The sequence below is a fragment of the Pandoraea pnomenusa genome (assembly GCF_040391475.1).
Taxonomy (GTDB): Bacteria; Pseudomonadota; Gammaproteobacteria; order Burkholderiales; family Burkholderiaceae; genus Pandoraea; species Pandoraea pnomenusa_C.
Window position 1 is genome coordinate 137,742 of the sequence record NZ_JBEBXS010000014.1, and the last position, 15,791, is coordinate 153,532.

Consider the following 15,791-nt stretch of genomic DNA (forward strand, 5'->3'; position numbering starts at 1 on the left):
GGCGCGAAAACCCTTAAATTAGCGGTCCTGTGGACAGTTTTTCGTCAGCGTACACGCATGAACTCAATTTTCGACGACGCCCGGCCCAATGTTGGTGCGGATCGCGTGCTAAGTGTTTCGGATTTGAACAAAGCCGTGGCCGGCGTGCTTGAGCGGAGCTTCCCGCTCGCATGGGTCAGCGGTGAGATATCCAACTTCACGCGCGCGGCCAGCGGCCACTGGTATTTCTCGATCAAGGACGCCCAGGCGCAGATGCGCTGCGTGATGTTTCGCGGGCGCGCGCAGCATGCCGACTTCATGCCGAAGGAGGGGGATCGCGTCGAAGTTCGCGCCTTGCTGTCGATGTATGTGCCGCGCGGGGAGGTGCAACTCAACGTCGAGGCGATTCGTCGCGCCGGACAGGGAAATCTCTACGAAGCCTTTCTCCGGCTCAAGGAAAAGCTCGCGTCCGCGGGGCTGTTTGACGCCGAACGCAAACGAGCGCTGCCGCGCTATGCGCGCCGCGTCGGGGTCGTCACCTCGTTGCAAGCCGCCGCGCTGCGCGACGTGCTGACGACGCTTGCCCGGCGTGCGCCGCACGTCTCTGTGATCGTCTACCCCGCGCCTGTCCAGGGGGCCGACGCGGCCACCCGTCTTGCTGCGGCACTCGATACGGCGAATGCGCGCCGCGAGGTGGACACGATCCTGTTGTGTCGTGGCGGCGGCTCGATCGAAGATCTCTGGGCGTTCAACGAGGAAGTGCTGGCGCATGCCATCGCGCGCAGCGAGTTGCCGGTGGTCTCGGGCGTCGGCCATGAAACCGATTTCACGATTGCGGACTTTGTGGCCGATGTGCGGGCGCCCACGCCGACGGCCGCCGCCGAGCTCATCAGCGCGGCGCGCGACGAATGCCTGCGCGAGGTCGACCGCGAGCGTCAGCGCATGACGCGTGCGATGCGGCGCCTGCTCGAGCAGCGCGCGCAGCAGCTCGACAGCCTGTCGCGCGGGCTGGTGTCACCGCGTGAGCGCCTGGCTCGCCAGCGCGGTGAACTGGCGCACTTGTCCGATCGCATGCGTCACGCGCTCGAGCGCCCGCTCGCGCAGCGCCGCAGCCGTTTCGACATGGTTCGCCTGCGTCTTGCCCGCGCCGTACCCGATGTCGCATCGCAACACGAACGCGTCGCACTGCTCTCGCAACGTTTGGACAGCGCGATGTCGCGCCGCGCGGAGCGATCGGCGCAGCGTCTGGCCGACGCCACGGCGCAACTCGAATTGCTCAATCCGCGCCGCACGCTCCAGCGCGGCTATGCCGCCGTGCTCGACGCGAAGGGGCAGCCGCTGCGTGACCCGCGCAAGCTGCAGCGCGGTCAGCAAGTCACCATGCATCTGGCGGACGGCGCGGCCGATGTGGGCATTGGTGACGTTCAGGTCAGGCTAGACGATACTTTTTAGCGTGGGCGGTTCGGCGAATCTGGCAAATCGCAGGCATCGTGCGTCGATTAGCCGGGATCGGCAAACAATCGTCACATTCAAGGCGCACATTGCGGGAAACCAAGTACCCGTTGGGTTTGCGGGGTTTTCGCATCTGCCCTAGAATCGATGGCTCCGGATAACGCAAAATCGGGTTCCCCTCAGAGCACAAAGGACAATTGCCATGGAACACAAGCTCCCTGAACTGCCGTACGCCATCGATGCACTGGCGCCGACCATCTCCAAGGAAACGATGGAGTATCACTACGGCAAGCATCACCAAGCCTATGTGACCAACTTGAACAACCTGATCAAGGGCACCGAATTCGAAAACGCCAGCCTCGAAGACATCATCAAGAAGTCTTCGGGTGGCGTGTTCAACAACGCAGCCCAGGTGTGGAACCACACCTTCTTCTGGAACACGCTGACCCCGAAGAGCAGCGGTGCGCCGGCTGGCGATCTGGCCAAGGCCATCGACGCCAAGTGGGGCTCGTTCGACGCCTTCAAGGAAGCCTTCACGAAGTCGGCCGTTGGCAACTTCGGTTCGGGCTGGACGTGGCTCGTGAAGAAGGCCGACGGTTCGCTCGACATCGTGAACACCAGCAACGCGGCAACCCCGCTCACGACCACCGACAAGCCGATCATCACGATCGACGTGTGGGAGCACGCCTACTACATCGACTACCGCAATGCCCGTCCGAAGTTCGCCGAGGCATTCTGGACCCTGGTCAACTGGGATTTCGCCGCGAAGAATTTCGCGTAATCGATTCTCCCGGAACTGCCTTCACGACATCTGCGATGGATGTCGGGAGGCGAAGTCCGGCAGCGTCGGCCGCCCGACCCGAGCGTACGACGTCACCGGCAAAAAAAGCCCACTGCTTGCAGTGGGCTTTTTGATTTCAGCATTCGCAGGACCGCGCGGGTGTGCCGCGTGCTTGATCGACATCAACGTTCGGCGTTGCGCGCGTCGTTAGAGTGAGGGCTTCAAACCAAAAGTCCGACCGTATGCCAGACCCTGCACCATCCGCTTGCCCCAATACGTTCCACACGAACTTCCTGTGCCACCGGTCGAGGCGATGCCGCGATACGGATGCCGCCTCCACCGACACGCCCGGACATTGGCTGGCAGACACCCATCTCATGCACAGTTTGCCGCCCGCCGCCTGGACCCTTTTCCGACTTGCCGAGCACAAGCGCGGTGGCACGGCAACGCATATGTGGCGCGTCGGTGCGCTCGCGTGGCGCTTTGCTCAGGCGCTGGGCCTGCCTGCCGTCGAGGCGCAGGCGCTCGGGCTCGCCGCCGCGCTGCACGATACCGGCAAGCTTTGCATTCCGAATTCCATATTGGAAAAACCGGGCAGGCTGTCGCACGACGAGATTCAGGTGATGCGCATGCATCCGCAACTGGGCGCCGACGTGCTCCGCGCGATTGGCGGCGCAGCATGTGACCTGGCGGCCACCGCCGCACAGACCCACCACGAGCGCTACGATGGCGCGGGCTATCCCTTCGGACTCTCGGGCAATCGGATTCCGTTGGCGGGGCGGATCGTTGCGTTGGTGGATGTGTTCGACGCGCTCGCGAGTCACCGTCCGTATCGCGCGGCGCTCAGTCCCGCGCAGATCGTCGGCGCAATGCTGGCCGAGCGAGGACGTCACTTCGATCCGTGGCTGCTCGATCGCTTTCTCGAGCGCTCACTGGGTGAGGCGCTGGAAATTTCGAGCGGCGCGCGCTGAATGCGTCAAGGAAGACGAGCGCGCACCTTCGTGAGCAGGACGATCAGCGCGGCAGGCTGGAAATCTTCGCGCCCGGGCCGATGTTTCGCTTCTTGAACCAGCCCTGATTCATTTCGAGTGCATATCGAACGGCGGCACGCGGACAGTGATTGTCTTCCGTCTGCGGGGCCATGTCTTCGATGTTCACGATCGTGCCGTCGTCGGCCAGAAATGCAATGGACAGCGGCAGGTTGGTGTTCTTCATCCAGAAGCAGTGTCCCGCGCGCTGATCGAACACGAACAGCATGCCGGCATTGTCCGGCATCGTTGTCCGATACATCAGACCTTGCTCCCGGTCGGCTTCGTTGGCCGCGACTTCGGCCTTGATGAGATACATGCCCGCAGAGAGCTGGACGGTCGGGAATTGACCGGGCTGTTTGATCTGTGCGGCGGCGCTCGAAGGCGCGAGGGCCATGATGGCTGCGGTGGTCGCAAACGTGGCGCTGGCGGCGAGCGCGGCCAGCTGACGTGGAATCCGGATCACAAACGACTCCTGAGAAGATCGGGGGAACGTCAGATAAGTGGCGGACCATTGTAGCCGCCGGACGAAAAAAAAGCAGGTTGCAAACGCAACCTGCTTATTACCGTCCGTTGCGCAGGCGGGCTGCGCGACGCGGTACTTACTTGCTGGCAGCAGCCGGCGCTTCAGCAGCAGCGGCCTTCTTTGCCGACTTCTTGTGCGACTTCTTGTGCGACGACTTCTTCTTGGCAGCCGGCTTGCTTGCGGCGGCCGGAGCAGCACCTGCGTCAGCAGCCGGAGCCGAAGCTTGAGCGAACACGCCAGTTGCGAACAGGCCAGCGACCAGGGCAGCGATCAGTTTTTTCATGAGATTCCTCGTTGAAGCTCGATGTTTGGGTGGTGTACTCGTTGACCCGCGAAGTGAAGTGAGTCATCTCCTTTAACGCCCTGTTGGGACTTCGGTTGACAACCCGTTCGCGGATTTTTTCGATTTCAAGTATTACGGCTTGTTACCGACCGGCGGCTGGCTAGCCTTCTTGCCGGACTTCTTGTGATGATGCTTGTGCTTGGCCTTCTTGGCCGGTGCGGCGTGGTCAGCCGCTGCCGGTGCCGCAGGTGCGGGCGCTGCTGCTGCAGGCGCCGCCGGTGCGACAGGCGCCGTGGCCGGCGCCGATTGTTGGGCCATCGCGGCGCCGGACACGATCAGGCCGGCGGTCAGTGCGAGCAGCAGTTTGTTCATGACTTGGTTTCCTCGTTTCGGTTCGTGGTGCGTATGTTGCGCACCTGTTCCCTCAACGAGATGGACCGCTGCGGCGTTGACCGGAAAGTGTAAGTAATTGTTGCGGTAGTTCGCACCACTGTCCGGGCGCGAGATTGAGTGAGAACACGTCGACGGGGCCGATGGCGACACGCACGAGACGCAGCGTCGGTTTGCCGACGGCAGCGGTCATCCGTCTGACCTGACGGTTCTTGCCTTCCACGAGCGTGATCGCCAGCCAGTGTGTCGGAATACTCGCGCGATACCGGATCGGGGGATTGCGCGGCCAGAGTGCTTCGGGTTCGGGAATCCGTCGCGCGTCGCAGGGCAGGGTGACGAAGTCGCCCAGATCGAGGCCGCCGCGCAGGCGCGCGACGGCCGTCTCGTCGTAGTCCCCTTCGACCTGCGCCCAATACGTTTTGGGCAGCTTGCGTTCCGGTTCGGCGATACGTGCCTGAAGGCGACCGTCATCGGTGAGCAGAAGCAATCCTTCGCTGTCAGCGTCGAGCCGTCCGGCCGGATAGACGCCCGGCTGCGCGATGCATTCGGCGAGCGTCGGACGCGTCGGGTGCGCAGAGAACTGGCAGATCGTACCGAAGGGTTTGTTGAGTGCGAGAAGTGTCATACCGGAAGAACAAAATCGGAAATTGCCGATGCCAAGCCCTGCGATATTGCGTGACGTCGCACGGAATCCGAACGTTTGGTACGGGGCGCGAGGCGCTGGTCAGCCCCGTCATGTTAATGCATAATCCAGAACATGAGTCTTATGTCTTATATAAGACTTCAGGCGCGTCATGTGCGGCGTCCGACGCTGTGACTACAATAGGGCGGAAATGCGTCGAGCGTTGATCCCCCGCAGACGTTCGGCGTGCGCAGCCCGATTCATTCCATTGGAGCCCCACCATGTCGTATCAGCACATCAAGGTCCCGGCAGGCGAGAAGATCACCGTCAACAAGGATTTCTCACTGAACGTGCCGGACAATCCGATCATTCCGTACATCGAGGGCGATGGTACGGGGGTGGATATTACGCCGGTGATGCTCAAGGTCGTCGATGCCGCGGTGGAGAAGGCCTATGGCGGCAAACGCAGGATCAGCTGGATGGAAATCTACGCGGGGGAGAAGTCCACGCGCATCTACGGGCCGGACGTCTGGCTGCCGGACGAAACGCTTCAGGTGGTCAAGGATTACGTGGTGTCGATCAAGGGGCCACTGACGACGCCAGTCGGTGGTGGCATCCGCTCGCTGAACGTGGCGCTGCGCCAGCAACTCGACCTGTATGTCTGTCTGCGTCCCGTGCAGTATTTCAAGGGCGTGCCGTCGCCGGTGCGTCAGCCCGAGAAGATCAACATGGTGATCTTCCGCGAGAACTCCGAAGATATCTACGCGGGTATCGAGTGGGAAGCGGAGTCGGCAGGCGCGAAGAAGCTGATTGCATTCCTGCAGAACGAAATGGGCGTGAGCAAGATTCGTTTCCCGGAGACGTCGGGTATCGGCGTCAAGCCGGTGTCGCGCGAGGGCACGGAGCGCCTGGTGCGCAAGGCGATCCAGTACGCCATCGATAACAACCGCGAAACGGTGACGCTGGTGCACAAGGGCAACATCATGAAGTTCACCGAGGGGGCGTTCCGCGACTGGGGATACGCGCTCGCGAAGCAGGAATTCGGTGCGACGGAGATCGATGGCGGTCCGTGGTGCAAGGTGAAGAATCCGAAGACGGGCAAGGACATCACGATCAAGGATTCGATTGCCGACGCGTTCCTGCAGCAGATTCTGTTGCGCCCCGCAGAGTATGACGTGATTGCCACACTCAATCTGAACGGCGACTACATCTCCGACGCGCTGGCTGCACAGGTCGGTGGCATCGGCATCGCGCCGGGTGCCAATCTGTCGGATTCTGTTGCGATGTTTGAGGCGACGCACGGCACCGCGCCGAAGTATGCGGGCAAGGATTACGTGAATCCGGGCTCGGAGATTCTCTCTGCAGAGATGATGTTGCGACACATGGGGTGGACGGAAGCCGCCGACCTGATTATCGAATCGATGGAGAAGTCGATCCTGTCGAAGAAGGTGACCTACGATTTTGCCCGTCTGATGGAAGGTGCGACGCAAGTGTCGTGCTCGGGCTTCGGCACGGTGATGATCGACAACATGTAATCCAGGCTCCGATGGAGTGCTAATGAAACGAATCCCCGGACTGGCGATGCTGGCCGGGGATTTTTTGCGCGAACGATTTGCCGTTTGACCCCCTTCGCTAACCACCTTTGTGCCGCCGACGCGAGCGTTCCAACCGCTGGGCTTCCCACATTGCCCCCAACGCATGACTACCTGCGACACAGAGACTCGCGCGGCTCGAGTTGGCAAGTCCATCGATGATTGCCGACGACATCACGCACATCAGTAGCAGGAATTGGGGAAAGAAGGCGACACCGAACGCAAACTCCGAAGAGCGTGTCGTGGCAGTGCGATGCGCCGAGCCGTGTGTTCGCCAGATTCGCCAGAGGACGTAACAGAAGCCGCAAAGCACTGCACCGAGGTCCACCCAATTGGCATCGAACGGAAACGTTGGCCACATGCCTAATCACCGTGGACGAAACAGCCAAAGGGCGGAGAGCGCAGCGCCGATGATGGCGCCAATGTCACGTGGATCGTATGGCAGGTCACCACGGCTGTAAGTGAGGCCGGCCAGGAATGACCCAAGGACTGCGTAGCCTGCAATGGCCTTCAACTTCAGGCGTGTTTCCGAGGAGATCTTAATCATGGGGACGCGTAGGGCAAAAGAGGAATGCGACACGATCACGAGGGGGATGAGAGAAATTCTATTTCGCCCCCATACGTCGAGCGCAAGCGTTTTGCCGCAGATCGCCATGCAAATCGGATAAGTCCTGAATGCTGTGTGCGCGCTGTATCTGGCCTCGCGTTCCCCGGGCGCTCGCCGATTGCGCGCCCGAATCGCGCTATTGCACGGTGATCGTGGTCGTGACGCGATGATCGCCCGACGAGGGCGTGTGACTGGTGAATTCGCGCGGAAAGCCGACGGTCCACACAACGACATCGGTGCCCGGCGCCTGCCCCGCCTGATACCAGACGATCATGCCGGGAAATCGCATCGTCTCGCAGCGCTGACCTGCGGGAACGGTGTAGTCGATCCACTCGGGCGTCAGTTCGCCGAGCGCCGGCTTCGAATCGAGTTCGAACGTTGGCTGCCCCAGCGAGCGGCACAACACGTTGTAGTTGGGCTGTACCCAAACGGCGATTTTTTGCCCGATCGCGACCGTGAGCTCGATCTGATTCGGGGGATACGGCGGAAGGGTGACCTCCGCACGCGCCGCGCCAGTCGTCAGCGCGAACACGACAAGCATCGTCGCGCGCCGCGCGAATCCGGTGGTATCCATGACAGATCTCCCACCCCCCTGTGTGACCGGCCCTCGCGCGTTCTCCTCGCCCAAGACTGCCGCCAGCACGACGCTTTCATTACAGTCCACCCAGGCTGACAAGGCAAGGAGCAGGATTCAGCGCCCGTCGAAATACGCCGCCAGCCGTTGCCGTTCGAATGCCTGCGCGACATGGTCGACGAACACACGGGTACGCAGCGGCAATTGCTTCTTGTTCGAGTAGTAAATGAACACGCCGACGTACTCTTCACACCACCCGGGCAGCAGCCGCTGAATTCTGCCGGACTTGAGCAATGGCGCTGCGTGCGGCATTGGCAGCAGCGCCACGCCGTAGCCTAGCGCGACGGCGTGCGCCATGGCTTCCGGATCGTCGAAGATCATGCGCGTGCGCGGCTCGACATTGACGCGCTCTTCCACCGCATTGCGCAGTTCCCAGGCGCGCAGACGTCCGGTCGCGCCGGAGCGTCGGATGATGGCGTCGAATGTGGCCAGTTCGGACGGATGCTGCGGCGCCTTGCGTGTGGCCATGTACTCGGCAGAGGCGCAGATCACCGCGTACGTGGGGGCAAGTCGACGCGCGATGACCCCGGGCGTGAGCTCGATACCGCCGCCGATGGCGGCGTCGAAGCCTTCGGCGACGACATCCACACTTCGGTTATCGAAACGCCAGTCCGGCACGATGTCGGGATACCGCGCGAGAAAATCGCCCAGTAGCGGCACCAGATACTCGCGGCCGAACGCGTGTGCCACGCTCACTTTGAGAATTCCCGACGGCGCACTTTCGCGCTCGGCGGCGCGAGAAAACGCGTCGGCCAGCGCGGCGAACGGCGCGTCGACGTCGAGCAAAAAGCGCTCACCCCCCGCCGTCAGCGTAAGGCTGCGCGTGCTGCGGTGAAACAGCCGCAAGCCCAATTGCGCCTCCAGACGCGCCACGTTCTTGCTGACCGCGGCGGGCGTCATGCCCAGTCGACGGGCGGCGGCGGAGAAGCTGCCGGCCCGGGCGCTCAGCACGAAAGATTCGATCAGATGCAAGGCGTCCATCGGTCACTTATTCCATTTGGTTGAAAGTGATGATCGACATTATGGTCTAGTTGGGAGGTAATTCGCCACCGATACTGACGTCACTTCTTAACCCGATGGAGTAACAAGATGGCAACGAACTTTGCAGGCAAGGTGGCATTCGTGACGGGCGGCTCGCGTGGTATCGGCGCGGCCATCGTGCAGCGTCTGGTTGATGGCGGCGCAACGGTCGCCTTCACGTACAAGGGCTCGAAAGTGGCGGCCGAGGAATTGGTCGCGGCGATTCAGGCCAAGGGGGGCCGGGCACTCGCCCTGTACGCCGATGCCGCTGACGCCGCCGCGCTGACGCAGGCCGTCAACGACGCCGCCCGTCAACTCGGCAAGATCGACATTCTCGTGAACAACGCGGGCGTGTTCTCGATGGCGTCGGTCGCGGATCTGGCGCTCGACGACTTCGACCGGATGCTCAACGTGAACGTGCGAGCCGTATTCGTTGCGTCGAAGGCGGCGCTCGCGCACATGGGCGAGGGTGGGCGCATCATCAATATCGGCTCGTGCAATGCGGAGCGCATGCCGTTCGCCGGCGGTGCAACGTACGCGATGAGCAAGGCGGCGCTCGTTGGCCTCGTCAAGGGCATGGCGCGTGACCTTGGGCCGCGTGGGATCACGGTCAACAACGTGCAACCGGGCCCGACGAACACGGACATGAACCCGGCAGCGGGCGATTTCGCAGGCGCGATGCACGACCTGATGGCGCTCAAGCGTCATGCGCGCCCCGAAGAAATCGCGGCGATGGTCGCCTACGTGGCGAGCGAAGAAGCCGGTTTCGTCACCGGCGCGAGCCTGACCATCGACGGCGGTTTCAACGCGTAACTCCACACGCAAATCAACGCCTGAAGCGCCGGGTCGGAGGACGGTGCAACGTGCGCTCCCCGCGCCGTCACCGTCCGCCTATTCCGAGAACAATTCGAACAACAGCGTGCGCATCCACTGGCTCGCCGGTTCGCGGTGATACCGCGCATGCCAGAACAGGTTGATCTGCACGTCGGGCACGTCGAGCGGATGATCGACATAGCGCAAGCCAAAGTGCTGCGCGCTTCGCTGGGCGAACTTTTCGGTGACGGTCGCGATGAGGTCCGTCGCGTGCAGGATGTCTGCCAGCGCGACGAAGTGCGGCACGCGCAACCGGATATTGCGTTGCACGTGGGCGCGTGCCATGAAGTCGTCGACCTGTCCGTGCCCTGTGCCGGCAGCGACCACCATCACCTGTTCGGCGCGCTCGAAATCCTCGCGCGACATGCGCGTCTGCCCCGGTCGGTCGAGCGGGTGCCCCGGTCGAAACATGCACACGTACTTCTGCCGGAACAGCCGCCGCTGAAAGAACTCGGCCGTGAGGTCCGGCAGATGCCCCACGGCGAGGTCCACCTGGCCCGCTGCCATTTCTTCCTGCAGGTTCACTGCCGTATTGCGCACCGTGCTGATCGTGATGCCCGGCGCGCGCTCGCCCAGCGCGTGCATGAGTTTCGGCAGAAAGTGCACTTCGCCGATATCCGTCATGGCGATCTGGAAAGCGCGCTGGCTGGTCGCCGGATCGAATGCCAACTGGCGGTTGAAGACGCCGTGCAGTGCATCGAGCGCCGCCGCGACCGGTTCGGCCAACTCGACGGCCATCGGTGTAGGCAGCATGCCCCGCGAGGTGCGGATGAACAGTTCGTCGTTGAACAGCTTGCGCAGGCGCGCGAGCGAGTTGCTCACGGCGGGCTGCGTCACTCCGAGCGTTTCGGCGACACGGGAAACGCGTCTCGCGTTGTAGAGATGCTGGAAAACCACCAGCAGGTTCAGATCGACGGAATGGAGGTCCATGCGGCGCCCAGCATAATCACTGAAATTTATGGGTCATATAAACGAGATTCTATTGGTTTATATCGCAGGTTGCGCGATCCTTCTGGCAAACGGCGTCCGAACGCCACGCACGGTGCCCCGCGAGTGCCGGCAGAACGGAGACAAACCCCATGCAAGTTCACGTGCAGCCGCTCGGCGAGCGTATCGATGTCACCCCCGGCGATAACCTGCTCAAAGCACTGACGGATCGCCAGATTCCCATTTCCTACAGTTGCATGTCCGGGCGTTGCGGCACCTGCCGGTGTCGGGTCATTTCGGGTGACGTTCAGGAAGCGCCCGGCGTCGAATATCGCCATCACGACGTGCTCGACGGCGGTGCGGATGTGTCGGACAGCGTGTCCGGAAGATCGGGTGAGCGCTACGTCCTCGCGTGCCAATCGACGATTCAGGGCGACTGCGAAATCGAATTGCCGGAAGTCGACGAAGTCGTCGTGCATCCCGCGAAGATCCTGAAAGCGACGGTGCTGGCCATCGAGACACTGACCCACGACATCAAGCGACTGGTGCTCAAGCCTGCGAAACCGCTGAGTTTCTCGCCGGGCCAGTACGCCACGCTGCAATTCACCCCCGCCCATATCCGTCCTTACTCGATGGCTGGCCTCGATGCGGACGATACGCTCGAATTCCATATCCGCCGCGTACCGGGCGGTGCGGTGACCGGCTACGTCGATGAGCAACTCAAAGTGGGCGACGCCGTGCGCGTGTCGGGGCCGTTGGGGACGTCGTACCTGCGCGCCCGACACGAAGGGCCGATGCTCTGCGTGGCTGGCGGGACGGGCCTCGCGCCGGTACTGTCGATCGTGCGCGGCGCGCTCGCGCGTGGCATGACCAATCCCATCGAGATCTATGTCGGCGCCCGTTCCCCGGCCGATGTTTACGGGCTGACGTGGCTGCGCGAACTGGCGTCGCGTCATGGCGGCATCCGTGTCCACGTCGTGACGACGACTGCCGAAGCGGTCGGCGACGCCGAGCGCGATACCGCATTCCGCGTCGGTCACGTGACCGACGCGCTCGCCGCCGACTACGCCGCATCCGACGCGCTCGCCGGGTGGCGCGCCTACCTGTGCGGTGCGCCGCCGATGGTCGATGCCGCGACGCGGCTGCTGCGCGAGCGGGGCATCGATAGCACCCATATCTACGCCGACGCGTTCTACGCCAAGGCCGCCTGAACGGCCGGACCAACGGGCCCGGTGACGACGCGTCTGACGCATCGTGACACCGGCGCCCGACCGTTCTTGCCGTTGTGCATTCCCCTTGCATTCCCCAAAGGAGACGACCGTGAGTACTACATCCCAGACCGGGCTCGACCCGGCGCAATCCGACGGCCAGCCGGGCGACGGCGCATCCGCGATCTGGCCCGCCGAGGGTTCGAGCCGCATTCCGTTTCGCGTCTACACGGACGAGCAGCTCTACCGACGCGAGCTGGAACAGTGCTTTTACCGCAAACATTGGAACTACGTCGGGCTGGAAGCCGAAGTGCCGAACCCGGGTGATTTCAAGCGCACGGTCATCGGCGAGCGCTCGGTCATCGTGACGCGCGACGCCGCAGGGGAGATCAATGTCGTCGAGAACGTCTGTGCCCATCGCGGCATGAAGTTCTGCCGGGAAAAGCGCGGCAACCGCACGGATTTTCATTGCCCGTACCACCAGTGGAATTACGACCTCAAAGGCAATCTGCAAGGCGTGCCGTTCCGGCGCGGCGTCAAGCAGGACGGCAAGGTCAACGGGGGCATGCCGAAAGATTTCAAGCCGGAAGATCACGGCCTGACGAAGCTGAAGGTCGCCACGCGCGGCGGCGTGATCTTTGCGTCGTTCGATCACGACATCGAATCGCTCGAGGACTTTCTGGGGCCGGAGATCTGTGCCTACTTCGACCGCCTGTTCGACGGGCGCAAGCTCAAGCTCCTCGGCTACAACAAGCAGCGCATTCCGGGCAACTGGAAGCTCATGCAGGAGAACATCAAGGACCCGTATCACCCGGGCCTGTTGCACACCTGGTTTGTCACGTTCGGGCTCTGGCGCGCGGATAACAAGTCGCGTCTGGTGATGGACGAGCACGGCCGTCACGCGGCCATGATTTCAACGCGCGGCCAGGGCGGTGGCGGCGAGGTCACGTCGGGCGTGTCGAGCTTCAAGGAATCGATGTCGCTCAACGACATGCGCTTTCTCGACATCGTGCAGGAAGACTGGTGGAAGGGGCCGACCGCGGTGCTCATGACGCTCTTCCCGAGCGTGATTCTTCAGCAGCAGGTCAATTCGGTGTCCACGCGACACATCCAGCCGCGTGGTCACGATTCGTTCGACTTCGTCTGGACGCATTTCGGCTTCGAAGACGACACGGAGGAAATGACCCAGCGCCGGTTGCGCCAGGCGAATCTGTTCGGCCCGGCTGGTTTTGTGTCCGCAGACGACGGCGAGGCCATCGAGTGTTCGCAGGAGGGCTTTGCGCAGAAGCCCTGGCACCGCGTGATCGCGGAGCTTGGCGGCACGGGCGTGGAGAACACCGACCACATGGTGACGGAAACCTTGATTCGCGGCATGTACGCCTATTGGCGCCGCGTGATGGATGTTTGAGGAGACGACCCGATGGTGGATTTTGCAACGTTTCAGGCCGTGGTCGAGCTCAATGCGGCTTATGCGGCGGCGCTCGACGCGCAACAGTGGGACGCCTGGCCCGAGTTCTTCCTCGAGGACTGCGTGTACCGGATTCAGCCGCGCGAGAACTTCGAAATGGGGTTGCCGCTCGCCACGCTCTCCTTCGAGAGCAAGGGCATGCTGCGCGATCGCATCTACGGCATTCGCGACACGCTGTTTCACGACCCGTATTACCAGCGTCACGTGATCGGACTGCCGTCGATCCGGCAGACGGACGTCGACACGCTGCAGGTCGAGGCGAACTACGCAGTGTTCCGCACCAAGCCGGATCAGCTCAGCGACATTCTGTCGGTCGGCCGGTATCTGGATGTCATCAAACGAACGGGCGACGGCTGGAAGTTCGCGTCGCGTCAGTGCATTTTCGACAGCGAGATGATCCCCAACTCGCTGATCTACCCGATTTGAAGCGAGGAGCGACATGAGCGGTAACTGGATCGAGGCGGCGTCGCGCGACGCCATTCCCGAGGACGACGTGATCGGCGTGATCGTCGGTGGCCGGGACATCGCGCTGTATGGCGTGGAGGGCGAAGTGTTCGCCACGGACAACGTCTGCACGCATGGCAACGCACGGTTGTGCGACGGTTTCCTGGAGGGGCACGAGATCGAGTGCCCGCTGCATCAGGGGCGGTTCGACGTGCGAACCGGGGCGGCAATGTGCGCCCCGCTGACCGAGGCGGTGAAGTCCTACCCGATTCGCATCGAGGCCGATAAGGTGTACGTCGATCTGGGGTGAGACGCGCATCGGCGTCGTCACGGCCTCACGGCCTCACGGTGGCGAGCATGCGGCAACCCCAATCTAGGGGAATGCTTCCAAACGGGCTGCCTGACGGGCAGCCCGTCGCATTTGCGCGGCATGAAATGTCGCGAAGCTTGCCCGACCGACCGGTCGCCGTGCCATGCCGGCACGGCTGCGCAAAGCGCGGCGCATCGGGCTCAACGTGAATCATATGGTTCTTTGTGAAACAAACGGATCATTCGCGTGCCTGCCAGCAGCGTCCGCGCAGTGCTTGTGGAAACGTTAAAAGTCTTTTCCTTTCCGATGCTTGTCGTTGCGCAAAAGGGGGTATTGCGAGACTGAAGTCTGAAGGATGTACTAAGTAGGATTACTTAGTCGTTCCAGATGATTGCGTAATTGTTTTCCGCAATCCATGAGTAACGGCAGGTATTTTAATAACTGAGTGGAATGTTGCGATGAATCCGGTTTTATCCCGGATTAAACGCAGTTAAATTCTGTAAAGGTTCAGGGGGTGAGTGGAAAGTTGCGCACGATTTTGCATTCAAAATCGGATCCAAAATGAAACAACATGGTGCACGAATTGTTGCGACGCAATAAAAAACCCGGCCGAAGCCGGGTTTGCAATGCCTTCGAACTACGTGAGCTCAGGGCGCTGCCTGAATGTTCGATGCCTGCTTGCCCTTCGGGCCTTGGACGACCTCGAACTGCACCTTCTGACCTTCCTTGAGGGTCTTGAAGCCGTTCATCTGGATCGCCGAGAAGTGAGCGAACAGATCTTCGCCACCCTCATCCGGCGTGATGAAACCAAAACCCTTGGCGTCGTTAAACCATTTGACCGTACCGGTTGCCATACAAACTTCCCCTAAACAATTACGACTACTACATATCACCGCAACAACGAGCACATCTGAAAAACCCGCCGGCTGGCGGCGGCTTCTTAGGCTCACCCAGGCATCTTTTCTTTTAAAACGCTTATAGAGGAAAAGCGCCACGATGATTGTTTTCGCTAACTGCCAATAGTGTCAAGCCCTTTTTGAACGATAGAAGATAGGTTCGATCAGGTTTTACCCTTATATGTGGAAGGGCATAAGGGGTGCCGCGACACACCCTTGAAATTTGGGTTAAGCTGACTCATATGGGTGTGGCACCCCCGATGGTCGGGGCTGCGGCGCCTTGCTGGGCAACGCACGCGCTGATCGACGAGTGTTGGCATTCCGGTGGGCTACCGGACGGCAGGCGGCAATAGGAGCTCCGATTGCTTCCTGCACCCGGGAGTTGTTTAGAATCCACGTATGGCAACCTTACCGACAACGCATGACGACACCGTACAGGAGCGGCAGGAGCAACAGCTCAAGCCGCCGTCGATGTACAAGGTGGTACTGTTGAACGACGATTTCACCCCGATGGAATTCGTGGTGATGGTCATTCAGGAATATTTCAATAAGGACCGAGAGGCTGCAACGCAGATCATGCTCAAGGTCCACCGCGAGGGCAGGGGAGTTTGTGGGGTCTTTACGCGCGACGTCGCGGCGACCAAAGTTGAGCAAGTTGTTAGCCATGCAAGGCAGTCCGGGCACCCGCTGCAGTGCGTGATGGAGGAAGCATGATTGCCCAGGAATTGGAAGTCAGCCTGCACATGGCGTT

The 15,791-nt window shown here is 61.7% G+C and carries 19 protein-coding genes; 10 read left to right on the forward strand and 9 right to left on the reverse strand.

Going from position 1 to position 15,791, the window contains the following annotated elements; translation table 11 throughout:
• Positions 1–57 precede the first annotated feature (57 nt).
• From xseA to ABWO90_RS16435, 3 genes are all read left to right on the forward strand, one after another.
• Positions 58–1,431 carry an exodeoxyribonuclease VII large subunit gene (gene xseA, locus ABWO90_RS16425; protein ID WP_353192289.1) on the forward strand — a complete coding sequence of 458 codons (1,374 nt, stop codon included), beginning with the start codon at positions 58–60 and terminating at the stop codon, positions 1,429–1,431.
• A 202-nt stretch (positions 1,432–1,633) separates the two neighbouring features.
• Positions 1,634–2,212, forward strand: a complete 579-nt coding sequence (gene sodB / locus ABWO90_RS16430) for a superoxide dismutase [Fe] (RefSeq protein WP_023594561.1) — start codon at positions 1,634–1,636, stop codon at positions 2,210–2,212.
• A gap of 377 nt (positions 2,213–2,589) precedes the next feature.
• A complete protein-coding gene (locus ABWO90_RS16435) occupies positions 2,590–3,183 on the forward strand; it encodes an HD-GYP domain-containing protein (RefSeq protein ID WP_353192290.1) in 594 nt (197 codons plus the stop codon).
• A 43-nt stretch (positions 3,184–3,226) separates the two neighbouring features.
• Here the strand turns inward: ABWO90_RS16435 and ABWO90_RS16440 are convergent, their stop codons facing one another.
• The 4 genes from ABWO90_RS16440 to ABWO90_RS16455 form a co-directional block, all read right to left on the reverse strand.
• Positions 3,227–3,637, reverse strand: coding sequence for a DUF192 domain-containing protein (locus tag ABWO90_RS16440; RefSeq protein WP_353192312.1), 411 nt, complete (start codon positions 3,635–3,637; stop codon positions 3,227–3,229).
• Positions 3,638–3,842: 205 nt separating this feature from the next.
• Positions 3,843–4,049 (reverse strand): hypothetical protein, encoded by a 207-nt coding sequence (locus ABWO90_RS16445; RefSeq protein WP_353192291.1) that lies wholly within the window; start codon positions 4,047–4,049, stop codon positions 3,843–3,845.
• A 132-nt stretch (positions 4,050–4,181) separates the two neighbouring features.
• A complete protein-coding gene (locus ABWO90_RS16450) occupies positions 4,182–4,421 on the reverse strand; it encodes a hypothetical protein (protein ID WP_353192292.1) in 240 nt (79 codons plus the stop codon).
• 52 nt (positions 4,422–4,473) lie between these two features.
• The gene (locus ABWO90_RS16455) at positions 4,474–5,064 is read right to left on the reverse strand and encodes a pseudouridine synthase (protein WP_353192293.1); all 591 of its coding nucleotides are present in this window, start codon (positions 5,062–5,064) and stop codon (positions 4,474–4,476) included.
• 278 nt (positions 5,065–5,342) lie between these two features.
• Between ABWO90_RS16455 and icd the strand changes: the two genes are divergently transcribed.
• Positions 5,343–6,596 (forward strand): NADP-dependent isocitrate dehydrogenase, encoded by a 1,254-nt coding sequence (gene icd, locus ABWO90_RS16460; protein WP_353192294.1) that lies wholly within the window; start codon positions 5,343–5,345, stop codon positions 6,594–6,596.
• 424 nt (positions 6,597–7,020) lie between these two features.
• Here icd and ABWO90_RS16465 read toward each other — a convergent pair whose 3' ends face one another.
• From ABWO90_RS16465 to ABWO90_RS16475, 3 genes are all read right to left on the reverse strand, one after another.
• Positions 7,021–7,200, reverse strand: a complete 180-nt coding sequence (locus tag ABWO90_RS16465) for a hypothetical protein (RefSeq protein ID WP_353192295.1) — start codon at positions 7,198–7,200, stop codon at positions 7,021–7,023.
• Between the two features lie 196 nt (positions 7,201–7,396).
• Positions 7,397–7,834 (reverse strand): hypothetical protein, encoded by a 438-nt coding sequence (locus ABWO90_RS16470; RefSeq protein WP_353192296.1) that lies wholly within the window; start codon positions 7,832–7,834, stop codon positions 7,397–7,399.
• A 117-nt stretch (positions 7,835–7,951) separates the two neighbouring features.
• Complete coding sequence (locus tag ABWO90_RS16475) at positions 7,952–8,875, reverse strand: LysR family transcriptional regulator (protein ID WP_353192297.1); 924 nt, start codon at positions 8,873–8,875, stop codon at positions 7,952–7,954.
• 108 nt (positions 8,876–8,983) lie between these two features.
• Here ABWO90_RS16475 and ABWO90_RS16480 point away from each other — a divergent pair, with 108 nt between their 5' ends.
• Positions 8,984–9,727, forward strand: coding sequence for an SDR family oxidoreductase (locus tag ABWO90_RS16480; RefSeq protein ID WP_353192298.1), 744 nt, complete (start codon positions 8,984–8,986; stop codon positions 9,725–9,727).
• Between the two features lie 78 nt (positions 9,728–9,805).
• Here ABWO90_RS16480 and ABWO90_RS16485 read toward each other — a convergent pair whose 3' ends face one another.
• The gene (locus ABWO90_RS16485; protein ID WP_353192299.1) at positions 9,806–10,717 is read right to left on the reverse strand and encodes a LysR family transcriptional regulator; all 912 of its coding nucleotides are present in this window, start codon (positions 10,715–10,717) and stop codon (positions 9,806–9,808) included.
• Positions 10,718–10,866: 149 nt separating this feature from the next.
• On the opposite strand from ABWO90_RS16485, the gene ABWO90_RS16490 reads away from it, so the two are divergent.
• From ABWO90_RS16490 to ABWO90_RS16505, 4 genes are all read left to right on the forward strand, one after another.
• Entirely contained in the window at positions 10,867–11,925 is a 1,059-nt protein-coding gene (locus ABWO90_RS16490) for a 2Fe-2S iron-sulfur cluster-binding protein (protein WP_353192300.1), read from the forward strand.
• A 181-nt stretch (positions 11,926–12,106) separates the two neighbouring features.
• A complete protein-coding gene (locus ABWO90_RS16495; protein ID WP_353192313.1) occupies positions 12,107–13,330 on the forward strand; it encodes an aromatic ring-hydroxylating dioxygenase subunit alpha in 1,224 nt (407 codons plus the stop codon).
• Between the two features lie 12 nt (positions 13,331–13,342).
• Entirely contained in the window at positions 13,343–13,816 is a 474-nt protein-coding gene (locus ABWO90_RS16500; RefSeq protein WP_353192301.1) for an aromatic-ring-hydroxylating dioxygenase subunit beta, read from the forward strand.
• 13 nt (positions 13,817–13,829) lie between these two features.
• Positions 13,830–14,144 carry a non-heme iron oxygenase ferredoxin subunit gene (locus tag ABWO90_RS16505; protein WP_353192302.1) on the forward strand — a complete coding sequence of 105 codons (315 nt, stop codon included), beginning with the start codon at positions 13,830–13,832 and terminating at the stop codon, positions 14,142–14,144.
• 647 nt (positions 14,145–14,791) lie between these two features.
• Here the strand turns inward: ABWO90_RS16505 and cspD are convergent.
• The gene (gene cspD, locus ABWO90_RS16510; RefSeq protein ID WP_023594576.1) at positions 14,792–14,998 is read right to left on the reverse strand and encodes a cold shock domain-containing protein CspD; all 207 of its coding nucleotides are present in this window, start codon (positions 14,996–14,998) and stop codon (positions 14,792–14,794) included.
• A gap of 441 nt (positions 14,999–15,439) precedes the next feature.
• On the opposite strand from cspD, the gene clpS reads away from it, so the two are divergent.
• Positions 15,440–15,754 (forward strand): ATP-dependent Clp protease adapter ClpS, encoded by a 315-nt coding sequence (gene clpS / locus ABWO90_RS16515; protein ID WP_353192303.1) that lies wholly within the window; start codon positions 15,440–15,442, stop codon positions 15,752–15,754.
• The last annotated feature ends 37 nt before the right edge of the window (positions 15,755–15,791 follow it).